Origin of the sequence: Paenibacillus agricola, from assembly GCF_011440305.1 — a bacterium.
Classification (GTDB): Bacteria; Bacillota; Bacilli; order Paenibacillales; family NBRC-103111; genus Paenibacillus_S; species Paenibacillus_S agricola.
The window spans coordinates 20,314-44,739 of record NZ_JAAOIW010000021.1; the positions used below are offsets into that span (position 1 = coordinate 20,314).

Below are 24,426 nucleotides of genomic sequence, written 5' to 3' on the forward strand. Positions count from 1 at the left end.
TGATGATTTCTCTCAAAAGAATGCAAGACTTCGCTTCTCTTTCTCTCCTCAACCACCAACAAAGAATGATACGGACTCTTACTCGGATTATTTGAATGCCCTTCATGAGTTTGATCGAAGAAACAAGTATATCGAAGGACTTCATGTTAATTCAGCCTATACGTAAGGTGAAGGCTATACCAGCTCAAAGATTGGGGATTGCCGATAAACAATTTACGATGAAGGATATTATTTATTTTAATGATTTACTTTATCAAACTATTTGGAAGTTTTGTTGAACAAGTTGTAAATTTAACATTTTAAAGTAAGAGCATTTCTTTGTAATGAGAAATCCTTTTTATTTTTGTCAAAATTAAAAGGATATTTCAATAACAATAATAATATAATAAAAAAGAATACTAATTTATTGTAAAACGATAAATCATATGATAAAATCATGTTGTCATTAAATAAGTGAGGTGTTTTAAATGAATGTTAAACGAGGTTCAACCACTTTCTTAAAGGTAATTATTTTTCTGGCTGGAATTGCAGTGCTTGCTTTGTGTATCTGGTTGCCTGAGATAGCCGTTAGAGATGCAAGAGTACATCCAGATACGGCTTACTTCCTAATCCCCTTTTTAGTATGTGCATACGGATTCTGTATTGCGTTTTCTGTTGCGTTGTATCAAGCATATAAACTATTAACCTACATCGAAAAGAACAATGCTTTCTCTGAATTATCCCTTAAATCTTTGAAGATTATAAAGAAATGTGCTTTTACAGTCATTTTCCTCATTTTGTTAGGAATAGTAAGCTTAAGGGTGCTTGCTAAAGTTACAGATAGTGATGATGCAGCGGGTCCTACATCATTATGTCTAATGGGTATTTTAGCAACAAGTATCATCACAGCCATTGTGGACGTACTTCAAAAGCCATTAAAAAACATCCTTGAATTAAAACCAGAAAATGATTAACGTTTCGGTAAAATTTAATTAACGAGGTGCTTTTTATGAAACAAGTTACGACACTCTTTTTAAAGCTAGCTGTTATTTTTATAGGAATCCCAGTTCTTGCATTGTGCATATTTTTGGTGCCTAAGATCGGGAATTTTGCTGGAGAATTGTATCCAGATATTGCTTATATGAAATCTCTCGTTTTAATCGATATGTACGCGGCAGCGATACCTTTTTACTTTGCTCTGTATCAAGCTTTTAAACTTTTAAGCTATATTGATAAGAAGCAAGCGTTCTCGGAATTATCGGTAAAGGCTTTAAAGAATATAAAATACTGTGCCATCACGATCAGTACCTTGTACCTGCTAGGTATGCCACTCTACTATCTCATGGCGGAAAGAGTTGACCCTCCAAGTTTCATACCAATCGGATTGGTCATTATTTTCGCCTCTATGGTGATCGCCGTTTTTGCTGCTGTTCTCCAAAGACTTTTACAAGAAGCTATTAATATAAAATCAGAAAATGATTTAACGATCTGAGGTGAATATCATGGCGATTATCATCAATGTTGATGTGATGTTGGCAAAAAGGAAAATGAGCGTAACAGAACTTTCGAAGAGGGTTGGAATTACTATGGCGAATCTTTCCATTCTGAAAAATGGGAAAGCAAAAGCGGTTCGTTTTTCAACATTAGAAGCGATATGTAAGACTTTGGATTGTCAGCCGGGTGATATTTTGGAGTACAAAAGTGACGAAGACAGTTAATAAAAACAGACAACAAGTTTCTTCAACCAACGGGATTAGATAGTGAAATTAAGATGAAGGGATAGCGATTAAGCTATCCCTTCTCTGCGTTTATTATTGTTATTTAATTAGAGAATTCCATTGAGAATTGCATTGATATTAGTGACAATAAATGTGATGTGATTTGCAATGTTTGCACCTCAAAAGGGAACCCGTTAGCCTTATAGCGGCTCCTTTTTTGTTTTCGTTGAAGTAACTGGGCAGGATAGCTCAATACTTTAAGATACAATTAAACTTGAAGGGAGGAAAATCATGGGGGTAATAAATGAAATAAAGAGACTTGAAGAAAAGCAAGTGTCCTTTGTCAGGCTTGCGGGTAACTCGTTAATCATTTATTTGGAATGTTTGCCAGGTGAGACCGATATTGGTGCCAGCATTTGGCTCGAACCAACATGGCACTTCAGAAGTCTTAATAAAGTCATTACTGGCTCAAGGCAGGCTCAAACAGATGACAAAGAAGAACATGAAGTTCTTTCACAAAAACTAGGTAATATGGTCATGAAGCGAGTGAAATGTATAAATATCGAGAATGGAAGCAATGATTTAACACTTGAACTAGACGACGGTTTCTCTGTAAAAACCTTTGTCTCAGACCCTACTGATGAAGAGTCATGGCATGTCCTTGACCATGAACAAAAAGTAAAGATTATAGGTAATCCTGAAAAGATAATCCTAGAAAATGTTGAGGATTCATTGAACTAACGAATACCGATAGTGGAGGGGCTCGTCACGCAGAAAGCTCCTCCTTTGTCGCTGAAGTAACGGGCAGATTAGTGAAATCATTGCATACATATTGTATTATTTTAATTGATAATGTTTATGGGGGGATATGAATTGAACAAACAAAATAAAAACATAGTCTACCTTATATCGGGTCCTCTCGGGGTTGGTAAATCAACGACTACGAAAGAACTTGCACGAAATGTTGAGCAATGCGTTCTTATTGAGGGTGATGTTCTTCTTAATATGTTAAATGACGAATTATTACTTTCGTGGGAAGAGCGCTTACGACTCACATGGGAAAATATAGTGGCTTTGACGAGGAATTCTTTGAAACATGATTTAAATGTCGTTATTGACTTTGTAGTAGAAGAAGAACTTGAATGGTTTTGTGAACATTTATCCGACTTAAAAAATGTGAGTTTAAAATATGTTGTATTAAAAGCAGATAAAGAAAAAATAATCGAAAGGCTAAAAATTCGAGGGGATATTGATTCTTTAGAACGTTCTTTGTTTTTATTGAACAAAATGGTGAGTTCACCTTCTATTAACAAATTTAGTTATGACACTACTCTTAAACAACCCTCAGAAACGGTAAAAGAAGTAATCAAAAGCACTCGTTTTTATGTGACTATTGAAGCCTATTAGATTAAACTAACGGCGAACGATAGTTCAATACCGCCATGCGGCAGTCCTTCACATGCAATTGACCATTGGAGGGAAATTATGAACAATTCCATTAAAGTTCGTCAAATGACTGATTCAGATGTGGAACTTGTATACCAAGTTTTTACTGAACATGATATTAAAAAACCTAGGGATTACATCTTGAGGTGCTGGGAACAGAACGTGGCAGGAGAAAGAATAACTTTATTAGCCTTTTACCAAGGGCAGTTTGCGGGAAGCTTACATTTGCTTGCTACATCTCATTATCCTTACTTTGTTGGAAATGGAATACCTGAAGTTAATGATTTTAATGTTATTCCTCCATTACGAAATCATGGAATTGGACATACATTAATAGAGGCTATCGAGAACATTGCATTTGAGAAATTCGAAATAGTTGGAATTGGCGTTGGACTATACAAAAGCTATGGCAGCGCGCAACGTTTATACGCAAAAAGGGGATATATACCAGATGGCAGGGGAGTTATGTACAAAGAACAACCAGTTGACCCTGGTGCCATGGTTTGTGTTGATGACGATTTGAATCTGTATTTCACTAAAGTTAAACCATAATTGTTGAGCTATCATGAAAGAACTGATTAACTTTCATCCTCTGTGGTGCAGCACTGGTGTTGCGGGAGCAAGCCAATGAAATAATGGTCCAGAACAATACCCTGGAGGAAAAGGTGGAATGGAACTATGGGGTGGAGGAAGATAAAAAGGAGGCTATTAAAACATGGAGAAATTAATAAAATTACGTGAAATACTTGTCAATGTAGAGGACCTCACGTAATCTTTATCCATCATACACTCGCTCCCATCTGACTGCTAGGTGGGGGCTATTTGACGCACACGTTATATTCGAAGTACCACACCATGCAAACATACCTCTAAGTGTAATAAAAAGGGAGCAGCTGCCGTATTGGCTAACTGCTCCTTGATGCATTTTACTTTTCCAAGTCGATCTTCCCTCTGGGTGTAGGGTGTACAGGGCAAGTTATTTTTTCGACACATGAGACAACTAAACTTAATATCCTACATTAGCCCATTATTTAAAGGAGAGTTTTGATGGAAAGAAAATTAATTTTTGATTACATTATTGTGGGTACAGGACCCGCAGGAGCGGTAATCGCGAAAACCCTATCCGATGATACAAGAACATCCGTCCTTGTTTTAGAAGCGGGCGGAAACAACGATAAAGACAAACCGATTAGCGACTCGACGATGGCTTCTGAGCTGGAAGAACAGTTCTTCCCTCAGTATTTCTGGCAAGGAGAAGGTGTCCCGCAAGCGAGGCTGGACGATCGAACGTTTGAATGGACAACAGGACGCCTCTTGGGCGGTGGTTCATCGATTAACGGAGAACAGTACGTTCGCCCAACAGGCAGGGTATTTAAAGAATGGGAAAGGCTGCTCGGGCCTCTCTGGTCTCCTAATCGAGCGGTTCTGCGATTCAAAAGACTTGAAAAATATAATGGGAAAACAAATAATGCCTCTGCACGCGGGTATCGTGGGCATATTGACATTCGTCAGGCTCCTGTAAATCCGACATCCATGGCAAAAAAATTAGTTACTGCAATCGAGCGAGCTACCGGCTTCCCTGAAATTCTCGATTATAATAACCCGAAAACCACAATTGGCCCCTTTACTCGATGGCAATTATATCAGAATCCGAATGGCAGAAGGGAAAGTTCCTCCACTGCATTTTTGTCTTCGGATGTCTTAGCGTTGAATGGTCGGGGAGTAAATGGTCGTAAATTAAGATTATTTTCTGATTCGACCGCATTACGGGTGATTTTTTCTAATAAGCGCGCCCGCGGAGTGGAATTTTTAAAAAATGGCAAGCGCATAATCGCACGCGCAAGGAAAAAGGTCATTATTGCAGCAGGTATTAACAGCGCTCAGCTCTTAATACTATCCGGGATAGGATCTGCAAAAATACTTAAAGAAGCTGGTATTCGCTGCATCTTTCATAATCCAAACGTGGGGAAAAGCTTAAGAAACCACACACTTAACTTTGCAGTATTTCAATCGAATCCGAGCGACAGACCTTTACCTTCAAATGATCCAAATGCCCTTTATACCGGCGGGGCTTTCCTGCCTGACCCTTTAGAAATAGATAGAAAGCGTCGTCGAGCGGTTCAAATTTTGGGTATTGTTTCTGAAGGCGATACTTTAACGTTAGGTTTGATTTATCTGCGTCCGAAGAGTCGCGGTTCCATTAGAATCCAAAACAAAGACCCGCTTAAAATTGTGCTCGCAGATGAAGGATTTCTCGATAATCCGATTGATTTGGAAGCCGTAAAAAACATTTATAAGATCTATGTAAAGAATATAGCTGCTGAGCTATTCTCCATTGATCCAACATACCGCCTCATTTCACCAACTCCTGAAACGATAGATGATGATACCGAACTTGAGCAATTTATTAAAGAAAATTTTGAACACAATCATCACCAACAAAGCTCGCTTCGTATGGCTCCTTTAAAAAATGGAGGGGTCGTTGATCGGCGGGGAAACGTTCATGGGGTAAAAGATTTAATTGTTGCAGATGCTTCGATCATCCCATTTACTGTGGATGGAAATACTTCAGCGGCAGCATATCTAATCGGATATACGATCGCTAAACAAGTCATATGGATAGATAAAAGGAAACAGCGGAGGAAGATTCGAGAAAGATTCGAAAATTGCGAAGAATAACTGAAATCTCTTACGTTCAGTTTTCATAAAGGCACTCTATGTTCAGAGTGCTTTTTACGTGTTTTTTTGGGTCTATGGAATTCGCACATTTTTGAAACAATAGGGATTGGTCCAATTCTCTATTCTTCTTTGATCATACGTTATGTTGAACATGATTAAAGGAGGATTTATATGGCACAACAAGTGAAAGTAAGTCCGCAATTCAGAAAACTTTGTATGCAATTTGGGAAAATCTTAGGAGGCGAATCAGAAATTGATGCAGGTCCGGTTTGTTTTGTGACGCGAATGACGAATTTAAAAGAAACGATCTTAGGAAGAAGAACGCGCTCCCCTCTGGTTCAAATGCAAATGTTCTCATTTGAATCGCTAGATAGTTCGGGTCGTGCGCTATGCTTGGGTGAGACTGCCGTTCATCAAAATCAGGTTAATCGTTTAATAACGAACCTTCGTAAACGCGGGATAAAAGTGACTGCAATTCATAATCACTGGTTAAAAGAAAATCCTCGATTAATGTATATGCACTGGGAAGCCATCATGAATCCTGTCATATTTGCGAAAAGAACCAAAGAGTCCATTGCATTCTTGGGTTAATTGCAGTTGAGTTTTGTTCGTATCTTATTATGAAAGGATGATTTCATATGGCGGTGCAAGTAAATGTAAGTCCTGCCTTTAGAAGACTATGTGATCAATTTTCAACCATTTTAGGTGGAACCGAGCATGAAATTACAAAAGGCCCGGTTTGTTTTGTTACTAGAAATAGGAGAGTAAACGCAGCTATTTTAGGAAGACGTACAACATCTCCTTTAGTCCGTTATCAACTGTTTTCGTTTGAATCATTGGACAAGTCGGGGCGCGCACTCTGTTTGGGGGAAACGGCTCTCTTCCAAAACCAAGTAAATCGATTGCTCTCAAATCTTCGCAATAACGGGATTAAAGTAACAGCAGTCCATAATCACTGGCTGTTCGAGAACCCGCGTCTTATGTATATTCACTGGGAGTCGATTGATAATCCTATTGAATTTGCAAAGAAAGTAAAACGTTCTATCGCTTTTCTGGGTTAGCTAATTATAAAAAATCATCGAAATAATATTTCGATGATTTTTTTAGCCATACATGCAGCGCAAGCGCCGCACCACAGATGATGAAAATGGAGTACAGAATCCGTCCATACTGTTACCATGGCTGGGAGAGGAAGGTCGATGAGCTTAGCTTCTTCGTCATGGACTTCTCAAAGCAAGTTTCATTCCAGATCAAAATCAGCGAGAGCTTCGAGAACTAGTTCGGTATCGTCGCAGTATCATTGAAGAAAGGGCCAGACAACACAACCGAATTCAAAAAGTGTTTTAACTCACATTGATTTTTTGAGTGTACAGGTTGAAGGTAAGCGTCAAACCCAATACACCTGTTCATAATAAAGCTAATCAATCATAATGAAGCCATCACGCACAAGAAAGGATGGACTTCAAATGGAAACGAATCTGCAAGAGATATGGACGGAGCGTATTCGCGCCTACCAAGCCAGCGGACAGACGATGAAGGCTTGGTCCGAGGAACATAACGTGACGCTACATCAATTCAAATAAATGAAGGCTATGCGAATGGAAAACGAATCCCTCACCCTCGAACAACTCCAGCAGCAAAACGCTCAGCTGGAGCAACAAAATACGAAGCAAGCCCGTGAACTTGCCGAGCTATCAGCCAAACTCCAATGGTATGAAGAGCAGTTCCGGCTGGCGCAGCAGAAGCGCTTTGGCGCTTCTAGCGAAAAGACGCACCCGGATCAACTGGAGCTGAACCTGTTCAATGAAGCCGAAGTGACAGCTGCGCCAGAACAGGAGCCAGAGAAGGAAGAGATCACGGTTGAGCGCCGAAAAACGAGCGGCAAGCGTGAAGCTGCCTCTCGAAGCTTCCAGTGGAAACGGTGACCTATGCCCTTGCCGAAGGCGAGCAAACCTGCGGCTGCTGCGGCGGACCCCTGCACGAAATACACGGAGACTCGCCGGGAAATCGCAGTGGTGCCTGCACAAGTCAAGGTGGTCGAGCATGTATGGCAGGTGTACGCCTGCCGCCACTGTGAGCGCCATGGACTGCAAACGCCGTCATCACGGCACCGATGCCACGGCCGGTCTATCCGGGGAGTTTGGCCTCTCCATCGGTAATGGCGCACATCATGTGCCAGAAATATGTGAATAGCCAGCCGCTCTACAGGCAGGAGCAGGAGTTTGTCCGCCATGGTTTTCCCCTATCTCGGCAAACGATGACAAACTGGATGATTTACGGCGCCAAGCAGTGGCTCTTGCCCGTCGTAGCGGAGATGAAGCGCCATCTATTGCGACAGGGAGCGCTGCATGCGGATGAAACCACGCTGCAGGTGCTGAAGGAACCGGGCAAAGCGGCACAGTCGGACTCCTACATGTGGTTGTATCGGACAGGCCGAGGCGTAGAGCCCGCGGTGATCTACGACTATCAGCATGGTCGTGGAGGTGAGCATCCGCGCGATTTTCTGGCAGGATTCAAGGGATATTTGCACGTGTATGGCTATGCGGGTTACCACTAGGTCAAGAATGTGACGCTGGTGGGGTGCTGGGCACATGCACGCCGTAAGTACGACGAGGCGCTGAAGGCCGCACCGGAAGCGAGAAGCAATCCGCACAGTGTGGCGGCACAGGGGCTCGATTGGTGCAACCAGCTATTTGCGATTGAACGTGGGCTCGTCTAAGTCACGGTGCGCTTGAGATCGACAACAACCGCAGTGAACGCTCCATTAAACCATTTGTCATTGGACGAAAAAATTGGCTTTTTGCGAATACACCGAGCGGAGCCAAGGCCAGCGCAGCTATCTACAGTGTGATCGAGACAGCCAAGGAAAACGGGCTACATCCATTCCGGTACCTGATGTACTTGTTTGAGCAGTTGCCACAGATTCTGGTCTGCAAGAGCCTCGGGTATTGGAGCCGTTTATGCCGTGGTCACCACAACTCCCGGATTTTTGTCGCCTAAGTTAATCTATGTTCATCATACGCTCTCTCCCATCTGACCGCTAGGTGGGGGCTATTTGACGCATACTGTTAAACGACACATGGTATTATTGACCGTAAATAATGAAGATTTAGACTATATAATAATGTTTTTATACAATGAATAATAAACTAATACTGACTGCGTCGCTCAACTATACCAGCTAATAGCTTGTCAAGATTCCCAGTAAAATGAACTTAAATAATATGGTATAGTTAAAATAAGCATGCCAAATAACCCTCCAGGTCATCGATGTTTTGGAAGGTTATACCAGTTATGTGGGTTAAGTTAAACGGAATGCTTTTTTATTTCTCAAGATGGCGTAAAGCCAATGAACCAGCTTATTTGCACAGGCCACTAGTGCTACTTTGTGTGGTTTTCCTTCGGCTCTTTTGCGTTCGTAGAACTCTTTGAGTCGTGTGTTGCGAGAACGAATGAGCCCGCATTGGACAGCCATAACCAGCGCATATCGAAGCTGCCTTGAGCCGCGTTTGGTGATTCGATTGCGGGTTGCTGTGAACTTGCCTGAAGCGAAGACGCTCGGGTCAATGCCCGCAAAGGCAACCAGTTTTTTAGGATGATCAAATCGGTCGACTTCTCCAATTTCCGATAAAATTGTTGCCGCAATTTTATGCCCAATACCGGGAATCGACTGGATTAAATCATACTCTTCGATTTCTTCAGCCAGTGGATCTATGTTCTGTTCCAACTCTGTAAGATGCTCCTGGTACTGAAGAATGAGGGTGATCAGAACGTTTAAATTGGTCAAGTGGCTGGCGTACATGGTTTGGTTGAAGGGGTTTTGTTTTGCGCCTCCAGCACCCGCTTTACTCGCTCGTTAATCCACACTTCTGAACGTCCTCGCCTTGAGGAAAGCAGTTCTTTAATTTTGGCATTAAGCGTTTCTTTGTCCGTTTGCAAGATCGAATAAGAAGTTGGAAACGACTTTAAAAACCGAAGTGAAACGCCTGAATACATAGCCCCGAAGACACTTTTGTAAAGCAGGGAAGACCTGATCTAAAACAGCTTGGAACTGCAATTTAGTCTGCACACACATCTTTGAAAGAGACTCATATTGTCTCGTCAGATAACGCAGATTAAGCAGTTGCACACCCCTTTTCTTAAAGGGTTCAAACTCTTCTTTGTAGTATAGCTCTCCCAGCAGATAAGCATCAGCAGCATCCGTCTTCACTTTACGGAGGCTGGACTTTCTAAGCCGATTGGAGATAAGTGGATTAATGACAATGTACAGATAATGATGTTCCTCCAAGAACTGAACCACCGGACTTTGGTAATGCCCAGTTGCTTCTAGAACAAGCAAAGGACGTTGTCCAGACGCATGCTCTACATCGTGGATAGTTTGAAGGAGCTTCGCCAGCCCATCACGGGTATGTTCGAATTGAAATGTCCCTCTGTACGGTTTACCGCGCTCTAAGAAGGCTTGTCCATGGCTCTCTCCTTTAGAAATGTCTAGACCGATAACTGGATTCATCTCATCTCTCCTCCATATAGATTTACCGGTAGCCCCTATGGGTTCTTTTTGTCGCTCCATAGCATCGCTTGTTATACGGGATCTCCGTCCCAACCAGCCTCAATCATGGTCATGACAAGTAGGGGTGAACATTATAGCGCTCGGGATCAAGTCCCACGGGCAGGTACGTTCGACCCGGTACCTTAATCCTCCAAGCAAATGCAAAAAGGATCAACCAGTAAGTTCTGGTTAATCTCATAATACGATCGGGCAGATTAACGAAGTGAACCAAATTTGAAGGACAGGTAAAATATGCCAATATATGGTATGATAAAATTGGCAGTTAAATGATGGGATTCTGATTTGGAGGTATGATGATGCTTGGTGTGCCAGGTAGTAAAGTATTCTTAGTCCCTTGGACGGAGGAATGGGAAAGAGAGTTTTTAGCAGAAAAGCATGAAATCGAAAACAAGATAGGTCACCATATTCTTGCGATTCACCATATTGGAAGTACCGCTATTAAGAATATTAGTGCAAAACCAATTATCGATATTGCCATTGAAATTGAAAATGAAAATAACACACCTACAAGTATTCAGGCTCTTGGAGAATTAGGATATGTACATAAAGGAAATACCAATCTTCCAGAACGTTACTATCTAACAAAAGGATTACCAAGAACACACCAGATTCATATGTACTACAACAAAGGAAATCGTTTCCTCAAAGGCACTTTGCTTTTAGAGATTATCTAAGAACAAACGATATTGATCGAATCAGGTATGAGCAATTAAAAGTTAAACTAGCAAGTATTTATAGTAATGACAGGATAGCTTACGCAGAAGCTAAATCAGATTTTGTTAAGGAAATACTACAAAAAATTGGTCTATAATAATGTTTGGAATAATCTTTTTAAAAAAATATCCCGAAAAAACCACTCCATTGCAGGTTATATGCTTTGGTCATTCAACTATCGGGTACGATAGTGCAGGGGTTGCCTTATAGTTTCGTTGAAGTAACGGGCAGTTATGCGTGGTATAATTTGGCTAAAAAGGATAGGGAAAAATAATGAGTGAAGGTATTAATTATAAAATATGGACTGTTTGTATGATACAAGATGGTGATAAAGTTTTATTGCTTGATAGACAACATGATAATTTTAAAGGCTATATTCCTGCTGGTGGGAAAATTGATTTTCCTGAAAGTATAGTTGAGGGAACAATCAGAGAAGTTTGGGAAGAAACAGGAATTGAAGTATCTAATCTGGTTTATAAAGGACTTTATGAATATGTAAATCCAATAAAAAATGACAGATATATGATTTTCAACTATATTACGAAAGATTTTAAAGGTGATTTACTTGTAAGTTCGCCAGAAGGGAAACCACTTTGGGTAAATATTAAAGAAGCGTACAGTCTGCCAATGCAACAATCTATTCGACGAAGATTTCCATTGTTTTTTGAAGAGGGTACTTTTGAAATCCAGGTCACATGGGATGAAGAAAATAATAGAGAAGGTAATGTAAAAATCACAAAAACCTAACACTCAGTATTACGAACGGATACGATAGTGGAGGATCTTGCTACGTGGCAGCTCCTCTTTTCCATTGAAGTATACCAGCTAATAGGCTGTCAATATTTAATTATTAATGAACGAAACGAAGGATGCTATACTGGAAAAAGGGTACGACAAATAACCGCCCCACAATATTTGGGAAGGTTTTCCTCAATGTCTAAGGCTTGCTAATTCAGTCTAAGCGGAAAGCTTCTTTCTTGGTTAAGATGGCATAAATCCAGTGGATCAGTTTATTTGCACAAGCAATCACAGCTACTTTAAACAGTTTGCCTTCAGCACGCTTTTTATCGTAATAAAGCCTTAGTTTTTTATTGCGTGAGCTTCGCAGACCACAACGAACAGCTTGGTATAAGGCTGTTCGGAGCTTTCTAGAACCGCGTTTAGTAATTGGATTTCGAGTAGCAGTAAACTTTCCGGAAGAAAAAACGCTAGGATCAATACCCGCAAATGCGATCAGTTTCTTTGCATGATCGAACCGATCGATTTCCCCGATTTCGGCCAAAATTGTTGCCGCAAGTTTAGTGCCAATGCCGGGGATCGATTGAATCAAATCATACTCCAATAATTCTTGAGCCAAATCCTCTATGGACTGATCAAGTTTCGATAGATGGTCTTGGTATTGAAGAAGTAAATTAATAAGTAGTTCCAGAGAGATTAAATGACTTGGGAAAGCTGTCTCCTTAAAGGGATTACGCTCTGCTGCAGCCATTAACTTTTGTGCCTTTTCTATCGTCCAACCGTTGGGATTAACATATCCCGCAAGATTCTGAATGCGCGTCATGACTTCTTTCTCGGACATCGCTAGCACCACTTGAGACGTTGGATATAGAACCAGGAAACGAAGGGAAACCTTCGCATAAAGGTCACCAAACACGCCATGATACTCCGGGAACACTTGATCTAGCACCGCTTGGAATTGTAACTTTGCTTGAACGTACATACCGGTTAGAGACTCGTGTTGCCTTGTCAGGTAACGCAAATTCATCAGATATTGACCTCGTTTTTTGTAAGGCTCCAGTTCTTCTTTGTAGAACATTTCTCCCAACTGGTATGCATCAGCGGCATCCGTTTTTACCTTGCGTAAATTAGCCTTTTTCGCTTGGTGTGAAAGTAACGGATTAATGACGATATGCACAAACTGATGCTCATCCAAGAATTGAACAACTGGACTATGATAATGACCCGTTGCCTCTAATACGACTGCCGCACGTTTCCCAGTAAAAGATTCTAAATCTTGGGCATAACGAAGAAAAGACGCAAGTCCATCAAGATCATGATTAAAACGAAAAATCTTTCCATAGGGCGTTCCTCTGTCTGCAAAAGCTTGCGCGTGACTTTCCCCTTTGGACACATCCAAACCAATGACAGGGTTCACATCATCACTCCCATTATATTTTTCACCGGCAACCCCTAACCTTCTTGTCGTCCACATTATCGCATGTGATTCGGGATCATTGTCCCAACCAGCCTAATCATGGTTTAACAAGTAGGGGGGATGAACTGTATAGCTCTCGGGATCCAGCTCCCACGGGCAGAAACGTTCGATCCCCGGCTACCGCTATCTTACGACCACACAAAAATAAGGTCTACCAGAAAGATCTGGTGACCTCATAATACGAACGGGCAGGATTGCGCAATTAATTGTTTGTTGTTTAGGTACTACTTACTGGTATATTTATGTAATAATGGAGTGAAAAAGTAGGGGGATAGCATATGACGAAATGTCCTTTTTGTAATGTTCATGAAGATTCAGAGCAGCAAGTTTACTTTGAAAACGAATATTGTATGTTCATTCAGAAGGAGAACGAGCAAGATGTTTTAGAGGGTTGTGGTCTCATTGTTCCGAAAGCTCATAAAGAGAATGTATTTGAACTTTCTAGGGAAGAATGGAACGCTACGTATGACATCATGCAGCAAGTTAAGGAGCTTATAGATAATAAACATATACCTGATGGATATATCCTAGGGTGGAATGTAGGAAAGGTATCAAATCAGCATATAGACCATGCTCATTTTCATATTATCCCGAGGTTTAATGATGAGCCCCATGCTGGTAAAGGTATTAGGTATTGGATTAAGCAGTCAGAGAACAAAAGAAAATCCAAAACATTACGCTAATCTGCCAGGGAGCAGACTGCAGTGATAACATCGGTTTAATCCTGCCCACCAGTCTATGTTCCGGTCAGGTGGCGAATATGATTGCACTGCGGTTGAACAAACAGGGGCTGGGTCAACCCGGAAATCTCTCGTGTTTTATATCCTTGGCTCACACGGAAGGATGCGGGAATTCGGGTGGTCAACCCGAGTGTCCAGGCTCTCGCATCAATGGCACTCGGAACTGCGACCATCTCTCCCGTGGATATGCTGGTTGGACCGGGTAATTATTCGGCAGAGTAGGGATAGATCTGCTGGCAGGGCCCTACGGAAACGCTTGTCATTGCAGATGAAACAGCAGATGCAGAAATGATAGCCACGGATTTACTGGGGCAGGCCGAGCACGGGCCAACTTCACCGGGAGCCCTAATAACCACCTCCGAGCCGCTTGCGATGGAAACGCTGAAGGAAATCGAACGCCAGCTGCAAACATTGCCGACGGCAGATGTTGCTGGGGTGGCATGGCGCGACAATGGTATCGTCATTGTGGTGGACAATGAGGAAGAGGCTCTAATCGAAGCGGATAAGCTGGCATACGAGCATGTGGAGGTGCTGACCCAGGATCCATCGTACTTCCTGGTTCGGCTGACCAATTACGGAGCCTTGTTTCTGGATCCCGAAACTAACGTGGCTTACGGCGACAAGGTGATTGGAACCAACCATACATTGCCAACCAAGGGGGCGGCCCGGTATACTGGAGGTCTGTGGGTTGGGAAATTTCTGAAGACCGTTACATACCAACGCTGCAGTCCAGAAGCAAGTGCCATGATTGGAGAATATGCGGCACGCTTATGCGAAATTGAACGGTTTATGGGACATCGTGAACAAGCGCTTTTGCGAGTTCGCCGTTATGGCAAGAGTGAATAACATGAATAGAGGGAGATCGTCTTATATGGAAATAAGCTTGAGTATTCTCCATATAGAGCGATTTTTGCGTTCTAAATGCTTCACGCCTTGACCAGCCACACTTTCAGTGAGGGTACGATATCCTTAGTTTGCATCATCCTTTTTATAGATGGAGGCGTCTATGGCTAATTGGATTAACCATGCGTTCCGAATATTAGTTCTCGGTAAAGGGGACCGTATCGGAAAGTATTGGCAGCGCTTTATTTGGGTGGGGTGTCTTTCGGTATGTATTCCGATTGTGGTGGCAGGTATTATCTATTATCAAATCTCCATGGAGCGTACGAAGGAGCAAATTATTAATGAAAGTAACTCCTCCCTAGTATTATCGAAAGACCGGACAGAACGCATGCTGCAGAATATTGAAAAGGAGTCGCTTGAACTTGCCGCAGATAACATCATTAATGATGTATTCGCTAACCGGGTCATCGATCATCCATTGATCTGGCATCTGGATTTCTTGAGGAAAATAGCCCGTACCAAGAACGCTAATGATTTAATCGGAGAAATTTATTACTTTAGCAACCTGGAAGATATCGTTTTGTCGAATAATTACGGATCTATCGAGCTCGATGCGTATAAATATAAAATAGATGTTGAGCTACTTATGAACGATAGTAGTTTAACGAAGTGGACTTATTTACCTTCGAGCCAAGATGAAGGCTTTATTACGTTTTTTAGAAAAATACCTGTTGCTGCTAGCAGCACCACACAGGGCATTCTTGCTTTTCAAGTCCATACTTCCAACGTTATCCGGTTCATGCCTGAGCATACATCCGTTATACCGAATGGAAAGGAGCTCATATTCGTCAGCTACCCTTATGAGAGCAGGCCTATATCCGAACTCACAGGGGGATCTGCCAAACCATTTGATCCATTAGCTGCTTATCAAAAAAATATATCAACCCAAAGCATCGACAATTTCTATACGAAGGATCCGTCCGGACAAATCATGTATATTTCATTTATGAAAGGAATGTTCGGCCGAACCTTCATATCGGTAATTCCTGAGCAATTGATTGCCAACCGGCTTTTATGGATTCGAATCATTACGATAGTGACGATTGTATTTTTCATTATTTTAGCGTTGATTTTCACTTATTTTAATGCGAAGAGAGCCTATAATCCCATCGAGCGTTTGATCAAACACAGTAAATTGCTGGGCGCGGGCAGGGTCCAAGCGAATGAGGATGAAATTGATTACATTCGTGCTTGTTTGGACTACTTGAGTAAAGAAACCCAGGAGTTGGGAAGTTACATGGATAAGGTTCAGCCTACACTTCGCGAGAGGTGCTTGCAGCAGCTGGTTAATGGCGATTATTTCCTGAGCGGTTCTTTGGTTCAGGATTGTGAAACCTATGGACTGGCGATCAGGTCCACGTATATGGTTATGATTGTAGAGGTTGCCAATCTGGTGAGAGAAACCCGTTTTCTGCCTGGTGATAATCCGATCATCGCTTTCGCTGTGTCCAATGTCATTCAGGAGCTGCTAGACAAAAATCTTGATTTAAAAGGCTATGTGTTCCCCTATCAGGGTAAAGGTATTGGCATGCTGCAATGGGATGAGGATGTGGAGCAAGCAAGGCTGCCGCAAAGAATGATTGAATTTGCTCAATCCGTTTGCGATGCTTTAAAAGCTTTTCTTTCTTTTGAGGTTACTGTAGGGATAGGGCGGTGCTACTCCAATATCGCAGACGCTCCCGTTTCCTATAAAGAAGCGGAGGTTGCGCTCCAGTACCGAATTTATCAGGATACGGCTGCGGTCCTCTATATTGAAGATTTGGAAAACTCCAAGACACGGGCTGTGTTCCGTTATCCCCGTGAACTTGAAGGCACTATTATTGATTCATTATCAGAGGGAGAATTAAATCAGGCGGAGCAGTCGTTAGAAGGGTTTACCAAAGCTCTGCAGCTTTCACAATCGGTCCATTTTATACGTCAGAGCTATTCGGTACTCTTGTCTGCTGTTATTACTTCCTTGGAGAAACAAGGTGGGAATATTCTGGATATTCTGGAGCATAATCTGTTCGGTCAGTTGGAAAGCAAGCAAACCTCAAGGGACATCATGGATTGGTTCAAGGTTGTGCTGTTCCCGCTTCATAAGAAGCTGACGGAGAATTCACTTAAGGATGCCGGACAATCCGCTATTCTGAAGGTATGCCAGTATATCAGGGAAAATTGTAAAGGAGATCTTTCTTTGGTTCAATGCGCTGAATTGGTCGGTATGAGCCCTTCTTATGTCAGCAGGCTTTTTAAAAAGGAAATGGGCATCAACTTCTTGGATTTTATTGTGGAATGTAAGGTGGAGGAAGCGAAAAGACTGCTTCTTGAAACGGATCAAACCATTAGTGAAATTGCCACGATCATGGGCTATTCCGAGCGACAATTAATTCGCATATTTCAACGCAATATTCAATTGACGCCTACCATGTTTAGAGCAACATACCGATAAGGTTATGGAGATCTAAGTGCTGTAAACAGGCTAGATCAGGCCGAGGCCGATATAGGATCAAGGGATGGCTTCTGCATTTTTCAGGAGCCATCTTGTTGTTGTTCCCTGATATCATCATCCCAAACAACAGGTTGCGTAATCACTAATCAACTGACATTTTTTGTCCAATCTGCATTAGAATGCCGTATTCAAGAAATGTCAGTTTATTTGTTAATGAAAACCTGTTAACAATGGAGGCATAAGGTAGATCTACTACAAATGAGAGAGAGGTGAATAAATGATGGATTCTGCAAGAGCCGCAACCATAGTCAAAGCTTCTAAACCATCTGGTTATTGGTATCGATTGGGGATCCGCATGCTGCAGCACAAATATATGTATATGCTCGCGCTGCCTGGAATTCTGTATTTTATTCTGTTTAAGTTGGTTCCGTTGTTAGGCTTAATGCTCGCTTTTAAAGACTATAATCCTTTTAGTGGTTTTGTAGGAAGTAAATGGGTTGGCTTGATGCATTTCAAGGAGTTGTTCGCCGACAATAATTTTTATATGATGCTTCGGAATACGTTTGCGATCAATATCTTCGGTCTTGTTTTTATGTTCCCGCTGCCTATTGTACTGGCATTAATGCTGAATGAAGTTCGTCATGAGGTCTTTAAGCGTATTAACCAATCTATTGTTTATTTGCCGCATTTTTTGTCCTGGGTAGTTGTTGCGAGCATGACATTTTTTATCCTTTCTACAGACGTCGGTATTGTGAATAAGCTGATCACTGAATCGGGTCGTGAAAGCGTTGCCTTTTTATCTAACCCGAATTATTTTTGGGGATTAATTACGGTTCAGAACATGTGGAAGGAAGCGGGCTGGGGAACCATCATTTTTCTGGCTGCTATGGCTGGTGTAGACCCGCAAAGATATGAGGCGGCTGTAGTGGACGGTGCGAACCGCTGGCGGCAAATCTGGCACATTACGCTTCCTGCCATTCGGCCTACGATCTTCATTTTACTTATTTTGCGACTGGGTCACATGGCAGATGTAGGCTTTGAACAGGTGCTGTTGATGATGAATCCGCTGGTCTCCTCGTTAGCGGAGGTTTTTGACACCTACGCGTATACTCAAGGTATTTTGAGAGGGCAGATTAGCACGGGTGTAACGGTAGGGATGTTTAAAGGAGTAGTTGGATTTGTGCTCGTATTGGTTTCCAATTATGTCGTTAAAAAGCTCGGTCACGAAGGAATCTATTAATACAGGGAGGGGGGGATTGGAATGAGCTTTGTATCGCGCAAAGGGCTGACATTGTTTGATTATGTCAATTACACGCTGTTAGCTTTGATTTCACTGATTTGCGTATTTCCCTTTATTTATGTATTCAGCGTGTCCTTTACGGATCCGCAGGTATATGTTCCGTTGGAATTTTATTTATTTCCAGAAAAATGGTCGCTTTCCGCTTATAAATACATTTTATCGACCAATAGCTTCATAAATGCGCTGAAAAGCACAACGTTTATCACGGTGGTGGGCACGATCCTCAACCTGATCGTATCCTTCTCATTGGCTTATGCATTGACCAAAAAAACGATGCCAGGACGCGGAGCTATGCTGGGTTGTGTCATATTTACCCTCGTTTTTAGTGCCGGTATTGTCCCGAACTATATTCTGGTCAAAGAACTCGGATTGCTTAATTCCTATTGGGCTTTGATCTGGCCGGCACTTACCAACGCTTGGAGCCTGATTGTGATCAAAAGCTTTCTGGAGTCACTGCCTCCCGAGCTGGAGGAATCTGCAAAAATCGATGGTTCCTCGGATCTCGGAGTGTTTTTGCGGATTGTTATTCCACTCTCTTTGCCTGCTATCGCGGCGTTTACTTTGTTTTTCGCCGTTTCCCATTGGAATACCTATTTTAACGCGTTGATCTATATCTCAGATTCGAAGAAGTGGACACTGCAGGTATTGGTGAAATCGTTGGTTATCGATTCGGATGCTACCGGTATTAGTGGATCGTCTGGTGATGATCGGATGGTGCCGCAGGAAACGATTCGGATGGCTTCCATTATGCTCGCGATGGCGCCGATTCTGGTGATCTATCCATTCCTACAGAAGCATTTTGCCAAAGGCGTTATGCTGGGTTCTGTCAAGGGATAGTCGGGTTGGTCACTGTTTATCAGGAGCTTGGCTTTATGAAAGGGGGTGGTCGCTTCCAACCAGACACGACAGAGCGTAAGGGGATTCTGCTCGGAAGAAAGTAAAGCAGTATAAAGGCGTTTCACGAACAGATGATGTAAATAAAATTTCAGGAGGGTTCGTATGTTGTCAAACCAACGGTGGAAGAAAAGAGCGAATTTGTCTGTAACCGTTAGTTGGTTATTGGCCGTTATGGTGAGCGGCTGCTCAGCAACTAATAATGTGGTTCAAGATAGTGGAAGCGGAAGTGCGGATAAGGATAAACCCGCCCAAGCTGCCCCTAACGCTGGAAAACCTCTCGAGCTCCAAATATTCGGCGGACTATACAATGAGATGCCTGACATGAATAATGCATATTGGACTGAATTTCAAAAACGTATGAATGTAAAGCTGGATGCAAACTGGGTGCCTTCCGGTGACGTGATCACCAAGCTGGATCTGGTTCTTGCCTCTGGAGATATTCCTGAAATTATCGCTTACCCGAACCAAGGATTAACTGCGTCCATGATTAACGCTGTTCGGAACGGGGCGTTTTGGGATTTGACTCCTTTCTTGGGAGATATGAGCCAATATCCAAATCTCAAAAACAATACTCCGCCTAACTGGACGAAATATTTATCCGTGGATGGTAAAATCTATGGGCTACCTCGTTCCAGATCCTTAATCGATAGCTCCATCAACATTCGGAAAGATTGGTTAGATAAGCTGGGTTTAGCGGTGCCGACCACAATTGAGGAATACCAGAATGCACTTAAGCAGATTGTGAACGGAGACCCGGATGGCAACGGTAAAAAAGATACCATGGGCTTGATCGGAATTAACGAAGGGACAAGTTCGTTTGCGGCAGCATTTGGTGCATTTGCCCCGAATTACGATAGCGATGGCGGTCTGATCTGGCATCAATTGACGAACCCGTATACGGATATGGTCGGTTGGTTCAGACAGCTTTATCAAGAGGGAAGCTTGCCGAAGGAATTTATGGCGATGAAAAGAACCCAGATGGAAGAAGCTATAGGGACAGGAAAAGCCGCAACTTACATTCGCAGCACCCGCTATCATTACGATTTTGAAATGCAGGCCAAAAAGGTACAGCCTGATGCCAAAGTGATTGCTCTGCCTCCTTTAAAGGGACCTGGCGGTTATGCAGCCGATTTGTCAACAGGGGTTAACGGCGGTATTTACATTTCGAAGAAGGTGCCAGAAGCCAAGGTTAAACAAATGCTGAAATATTTTGATGAAACAGCTTCCCAAGAGATGACCGATTTTGGATACAGCGGAGTGGAAGGCGTCCATTACAAGCTGGTCAATGGCGAAAAGGTTCCTACAGAGCTCTCCATAAAAGAAGTGAATACAACCAGTTTAGGAGCGTCCGTATTGGCTTATGTTAAGTGGGGGAAGGTCGACAATCCGGGAGCACCTAAGGAATACAATGCGGACAAAAGAAATCAAGTCGCCGAATATGAAAAGGTGGGTGTGTACAACATCTTTACTTGGTTGATATCGGATACTTGGCTCAAAACCTGGACTAAACACTCAACAGAATGGGAATCTATGATGACGAAAGCGATTGTCGGACAAATTTCCATGGATGAATACAAAGCCTACGTCAACAAATTGAACAATTCGCCGGAATTTAAACAAGCTTATAAAGAATTCGCTCAAGCCTACAGCTACTACAAATAAACTAATTTGGAGGTTTACCCATGCACACATCATGCCTGCAATACAGCTTAACCGACGAGGAACGCCGGATATTTGACGAAACCGGCTATTTAATTATCGAGGATGCGCTCTCGGCAGAGCAGGTCAAGGAGCTTACTGAACAGGTAGACCTGATCAGCGAACGCAAAAAAAATGAAGGTCAAGATCCTAATAAAGCGATGTTTTACACCGATTTCATCAAGGATCACCAGCTTTTCATGGATCTGGTCGATTATCATAAAATTCTTCCGAAGGTTTGGGGGGTTTTGGGCTGGAATATTTATATGTACCATACGCATATGATCGTTACGCCTCCGTCGGGGCAGGAAAAAAGCGATAAGACCTTTGGCTGGCATCAGGACAGCGGAAGGGTTAATATGGAAATAGAGTCGCATCCGCGTCCTCGACTTTCTTTGAAGGTAGCTTACTTCTTATCTGACTTATCCGAACCAGGACGCGGTAACTTTTGGATCGTACCAAACAGCCATCTAACGGATCATATGCCCTTATCTGAAACTGGAACTGGTCAGCCTGAAGGCGCCATTCCTGTTGTTGTTAAACCGGGGACGGCTGTGTTTTTTGATCGACGCCTGTGGCATGCGGCCAGCACGAACTGGTCAGATGTGACACGTAAGGTGCTGTTCTACGGGTATGGCTACCGGTGGATTCGCAGAAAGGACGATATGACGATGGATGGTCTTCTGGAGAAATCAGACCCTATCCGCCGACAAATGCTTGGCGACGGGTTGAGCTGCAATGGATATTATACACCTACGGAAGAAGATGTGCCTCTGAAGGTATGGATGAGGGAGCAGGGGTTGACGGTGTAAACGTCAACCCCGCCGATCCTGATCGTAAATCCATTTTTGCAAATATTTTACCAAAGGAGAGGTACGTTGTATGAACAAGGAACAAGCTGCTAACAGCCCGTGGTACAAACGAACTGTCCGCTGGGGACAAACCAATCTAACGGAAATGGACCCGATCCACTGTGACATGGAGTGGTGGAGAGGCTACTGGCACCAAAACCGGGTCCAGGGCATCATCGTAAACGCAGGCGGTATTGTGGCTTATTATCCTAGCTCTTTCGAGCTGCATTACCGAGCAGAAGGATTAGGGGATCGTGATCTATTAGGGGATTTCGTAACGGCGGGGAGACAAGATGGTTTGGCCATTCTAGCCAGAATGGATATTAATCGGGCAACACAGGACTTCTATGATGCCCATCCGGACTGGTTTGTCGTTAATTCCGCGGGTGTACCCCATAAGGTCGACGGACGTTATTTCTCCTGCATCAACAGTGACTATTACAAGCGCTACATCCCAGAAATATTGAAAGAGATTATAACGAAATACCAACCCGATGGTTTTACTGATAACAGCTGGACAGGGGTATCGCGTCAGATCATTTGTCATTGTGAGAACTGCAAGAAGAAATTTAAAGCGGAAGTATCTGGAGCCGATCTCCCTGTTGCTGCTGACTGGAATGATCCTATTTATTTAAAATGGATCAAATGGAGCTACAAATGCCGGATCGAGAATTGGGATCTGTTTAATGACATTACCAAGGAGTTTGGCGGTCCTGATTGTTTGTGGTTAGGGATGGTCAATGCGAATCCAGTGGGTGGTCATAGCTCCTTCTGCGACTTGAAGGAAGTCGGAGAGCGCTCACAAATCGTCATGTGCGACCATCAATCGAGGGACGCACTGAACGGATTTGAGCAGAATAGCCTCAATGGCAGCCTGCTGCATGGACTGGCCGGCTGGGATAAAATCATTCCTGAAAGTATGGCTAATTATATCCGCGGCGTTCGAAGCTTTCGTTTGGGCAGCAACCCGCCCAAGGAAACGCAGCTATGGGTGATCGAGGGCATGGCCGGAGGTATTTCCCCTTGGTACCATCATATCGGAGCTGTCCATGAGGATCGCCGCCAATTTGCTAACCTTCCGCCCCTCATGCAGTGGCACGAGAAGAATGAACAATATTTATACAATCGGCTGCCTGTGGCCAATGTCGGCTTAATCTGGAGTCAGGATAATACCGAATTTTATGGGCGCGGCGCTGCAGAGGAGAAAGTCTCCTTACCCTGGCATGGCTTCGTCCGGGCATTAACACGTGCCCGTATTCCATTCGTACCCGTCCATGCAGACCATGTCGCCAAGGAAGCCGCTCAATTAGATGTGCTGATTTTACCTGATCTTGCGGTGTTTACCGATACTCAGTGCCAGGCCATTCGTGATTTTGTCGAAGCAGGAGGGAGTCTGGTCTTCACAGGGGCTTCGGCAACTCTTGACGAGTGGGGAGAGGTGCGAAGCGAATTTCCATTGGCCTCTATAACCGGTATCAAGCACCAATATGAGATTGAAGGTGCTGTGAAGAACCAAACCTCAGATTGGGCATTTTATGATACGCACAATTATTTCAGGCTGCCGGAGCAGCGGCATTCTTCATTAAGTGGATTTGAAGATACGGATATTCTCCCGTTTGGTGGACAGTTCCATCGGGTTGACACTGGGGAGCAGATGAAAGCGATCGCCACCTACATCCCCGCCTTTCCCATTTATCCACCTGAATTCAGTTGGATGAGAGAGCCGCGGACGGACATTCCAGCGATGCTCGTGGGAGAGCACGCATCAGGAGGACGCATTTATTACTTCGCGGGTGACGTGGATCGTTGTTACGGACGCACGCATCTACCAGATCTCGGTGATTTATTGGCCAATGCGGTGAAATGGGCAGCAGCCGACACGCTTCCTCTTCAGGTAGAAGGTCCGGGATATCTGGATTGTAAGCTGTACCGACAAAACGGAAGATACATTCTGCACCTGGTTAATCTTAGCGGAACCAATCAAAGCCCGGGTTATGTAGAGGAGTTCCTGCCGGTAGGTCCGATTGCGGTTTCCGTTAAAGTGGAAGGACTAGAGCTAAAGCATGCCCATTTGAAAGTAAGTGGAGTAGAGGTGCCGCTTGAAATCAACCAGGGTTGGGCAAGGTTTCAAGTCGCTTCCTTGAACGACCATGAAATGATTGTATTGGAGTAGAATTAAAGCGATGAATTCATTCCTTCCACTTAACCAGTCGGCAGGATGATCCATAAAATGGAAGATTGGGACTGCGTTTAACGTTCCGATTTTCCGTTTTTTTGGTATTATT

19 protein-coding genes and 5 pseudogenes are annotated in these 24,426 nt (G+C 43.1%); 22 read left to right on the forward strand and 2 right to left on the reverse strand.

The window, feature by feature from the left end; all coding sequences use genetic code 11:
* Positions 1-467 precede the first annotated feature (467 nt).
* The 12 genes and pseudogenes from G9U52_RS33345 (at position 468) to tnpC (ending at position 8,827) form a co-directional block, all read left to right on the forward strand.
* Complete coding sequence (locus G9U52_RS33345) at positions 468-953, forward strand: DUF2975 domain-containing protein (protein WP_166155931.1); 486 nt, start codon at positions 468-470, stop codon at positions 951-953.
* A 35-nt stretch (positions 954-988) separates the two neighbouring features.
* The gene (locus G9U52_RS33350) at positions 989-1,471 is read left to right on the forward strand and encodes a DUF2975 domain-containing protein (RefSeq protein WP_166155934.1); all 483 of its coding nucleotides are present in this window, start codon (positions 989-991) and stop codon (positions 1,469-1,471) included.
* Between the two features lie 10 nt (positions 1,472-1,481).
* Positions 1,482-1,697, forward strand: a complete 216-nt coding sequence (locus tag G9U52_RS33355) for a helix-turn-helix domain-containing protein (protein WP_166155937.1) — start codon at positions 1,482-1,484, stop codon at positions 1,695-1,697.
* Between the two features lie 291 nt (positions 1,698-1,988).
* Positions 1,989-2,438 (forward strand): hypothetical protein, encoded by a 450-nt coding sequence (locus G9U52_RS33360; protein ID WP_166155940.1) that lies wholly within the window; start codon positions 1,989-1,991, stop codon positions 2,436-2,438.
* 132 nt (positions 2,439-2,570) lie between these two features.
* A complete protein-coding gene (locus G9U52_RS33365; protein WP_243767707.1) occupies positions 2,571-3,104 on the forward strand; it encodes a P-loop nucleotide/nucleoside kinase family protein in 534 nt (177 codons plus the stop codon).
* A gap of 78 nt (positions 3,105-3,182) precedes the next feature.
* Positions 3,183-3,695 carry a GNAT family N-acetyltransferase gene (locus G9U52_RS33370; RefSeq protein ID WP_166155945.1) on the forward strand — a complete coding sequence of 171 codons (513 nt, stop codon included), beginning with the start codon at positions 3,183-3,185 and terminating at the stop codon, positions 3,693-3,695.
* A 495-nt stretch (positions 3,696-4,190) separates the two neighbouring features.
* Positions 4,191-5,822 carry a GMC family oxidoreductase gene (locus G9U52_RS33375; protein ID WP_166155948.1) on the forward strand — a complete coding sequence of 544 codons (1,632 nt, stop codon included), beginning with the start codon at positions 4,191-4,193 and terminating at the stop codon, positions 5,820-5,822.
* 171 nt (positions 5,823-5,993) lie between these two features.
* Complete coding sequence (locus G9U52_RS33380) at positions 5,994-6,413, forward strand: DUF1259 domain-containing protein (protein WP_166155951.1); 420 nt, start codon at positions 5,994-5,996, stop codon at positions 6,411-6,413.
* Between the two features lie 47 nt (positions 6,414-6,460).
* The gene (locus tag G9U52_RS33385; RefSeq protein ID WP_166155954.1) at positions 6,461-6,883 is read left to right on the forward strand and encodes a DUF1259 domain-containing protein; all 423 of its coding nucleotides are present in this window, start codon (positions 6,461-6,463) and stop codon (positions 6,881-6,883) included.
* A gap of 148 nt (positions 6,884-7,031) precedes the next feature.
* Positions 7,032-7,160: pseudogene (locus G9U52_RS33390) on the forward strand (IS110 family transposase); the annotation flags it as partial.
* A 128-nt stretch (positions 7,161-7,288) separates the two neighbouring features.
* The gene (tnpA, locus tag G9U52_RS42135) at positions 7,289-7,405 is read left to right on the forward strand and encodes an IS66 family insertion sequence element accessory protein TnpA (RefSeq protein ID WP_446430488.1); all 117 of its coding nucleotides are present in this window, start codon (positions 7,289-7,291) and stop codon (positions 7,403-7,405) included.
* A gap of 15 nt (positions 7,406-7,420) precedes the next feature.
* Positions 7,421-8,827, forward strand: a pseudogene (tnpC, locus tag G9U52_RS33395) (IS66 family transposase).
* Between the two features lie 296 nt (positions 8,828-9,123).
* On the opposite strand, the pseudogene G9U52_RS33400 reads toward tnpC, so the two are convergent.
* Positions 9,124-10,332 (reverse strand): annotated as a pseudogene (locus G9U52_RS33400) (IS110 family RNA-guided transposase).
* A gap of 356 nt (positions 10,333-10,688) precedes the next feature.
* Here G9U52_RS33400 and G9U52_RS33405 point away from each other — a divergent pair.
* Positions 10,689-11,203, forward strand: a pseudogene (locus G9U52_RS33405) (GrpB family protein).
* A 176-nt stretch (positions 11,204-11,379) separates the two neighbouring features.
* Positions 11,380-11,853, forward strand: a complete 474-nt coding sequence (locus tag G9U52_RS33410; RefSeq protein ID WP_166155957.1) for an 8-oxo-dGTP diphosphatase — start codon at positions 11,380-11,382, stop codon at positions 11,851-11,853.
* Positions 11,854-12,058: 205 nt separating this feature from the next.
* Here the strand turns inward: G9U52_RS33410 and G9U52_RS33415 are convergent, their stop codons facing one another.
* Positions 12,059-13,261: an IS110 family RNA-guided transposase gene (locus G9U52_RS33415; protein WP_166155960.1), complete on the reverse strand. Its 1,203-nt coding sequence runs from the start codon at positions 13,259-13,261 to the stop codon at positions 12,059-12,061.
* Between the two features lie 338 nt (positions 13,262-13,599).
* On the opposite strand from G9U52_RS33415, the gene G9U52_RS33420 reads away from it, so the two are divergent.
* The 8 genes and pseudogenes from G9U52_RS33420 to G9U52_RS33455 all read left to right on the forward strand — a co-directional run bounded on the left by G9U52_RS33420 (position 13,600) and on the right by G9U52_RS33455 (position 24,314).
* Positions 13,600-14,004 (forward strand): HIT family protein, encoded by a 405-nt coding sequence (locus G9U52_RS33420; protein WP_166155963.1) that lies wholly within the window; start codon positions 13,600-13,602, stop codon positions 14,002-14,004.
* A gap of 174 nt (positions 14,005-14,178) precedes the next feature.
* Positions 14,179-14,907 (forward strand): annotated as a pseudogene (locus G9U52_RS33425) (histidinol dehydrogenase).
* Between the two features lie 160 nt (positions 14,908-15,067).
* A complete protein-coding gene (locus G9U52_RS33430; RefSeq protein ID WP_166155966.1) occupies positions 15,068-17,395 on the forward strand; it encodes a helix-turn-helix domain-containing protein in 2,328 nt (775 codons plus the stop codon).
* 280 nt (positions 17,396-17,675) lie between these two features.
* Positions 17,676-18,635: an ABC transporter permease gene (locus G9U52_RS33435; RefSeq protein ID WP_243767712.1), complete on the forward strand. Its 960-nt coding sequence runs from the start codon at positions 17,676-17,678 to the stop codon at positions 18,633-18,635.
* A 21-nt stretch (positions 18,636-18,656) separates the two neighbouring features.
* Positions 18,657-19,532 carry a carbohydrate ABC transporter permease gene (locus G9U52_RS33440; protein ID WP_166155969.1) on the forward strand — a complete coding sequence of 292 codons (876 nt, stop codon included), beginning with the start codon at positions 18,657-18,659 and terminating at the stop codon, positions 19,530-19,532.
* Between the two features lie 162 nt (positions 19,533-19,694).
* Positions 19,695-21,254 (forward strand): type 2 periplasmic-binding domain-containing protein, encoded by a 1,560-nt coding sequence (locus G9U52_RS33445; RefSeq protein WP_166155972.1) that lies wholly within the window; start codon positions 19,695-19,697, stop codon positions 21,252-21,254.
* Between the two features lie 20 nt (positions 21,255-21,274).
* Positions 21,275-22,102, forward strand: a complete 828-nt coding sequence (locus G9U52_RS33450; RefSeq protein ID WP_166156025.1) for a phytanoyl-CoA dioxygenase family protein — start codon at positions 21,275-21,277, stop codon at positions 22,100-22,102.
* Positions 22,103-22,172: 70 nt separating this feature from the next.
* Entirely contained in the window at positions 22,173-24,314 is a 2,142-nt protein-coding gene (locus G9U52_RS33455) for an alpha-amylase family protein (RefSeq protein WP_166156028.1), read from the forward strand.
* The last annotated feature ends 112 nt before the right edge of the window (positions 24,315-24,426 follow it).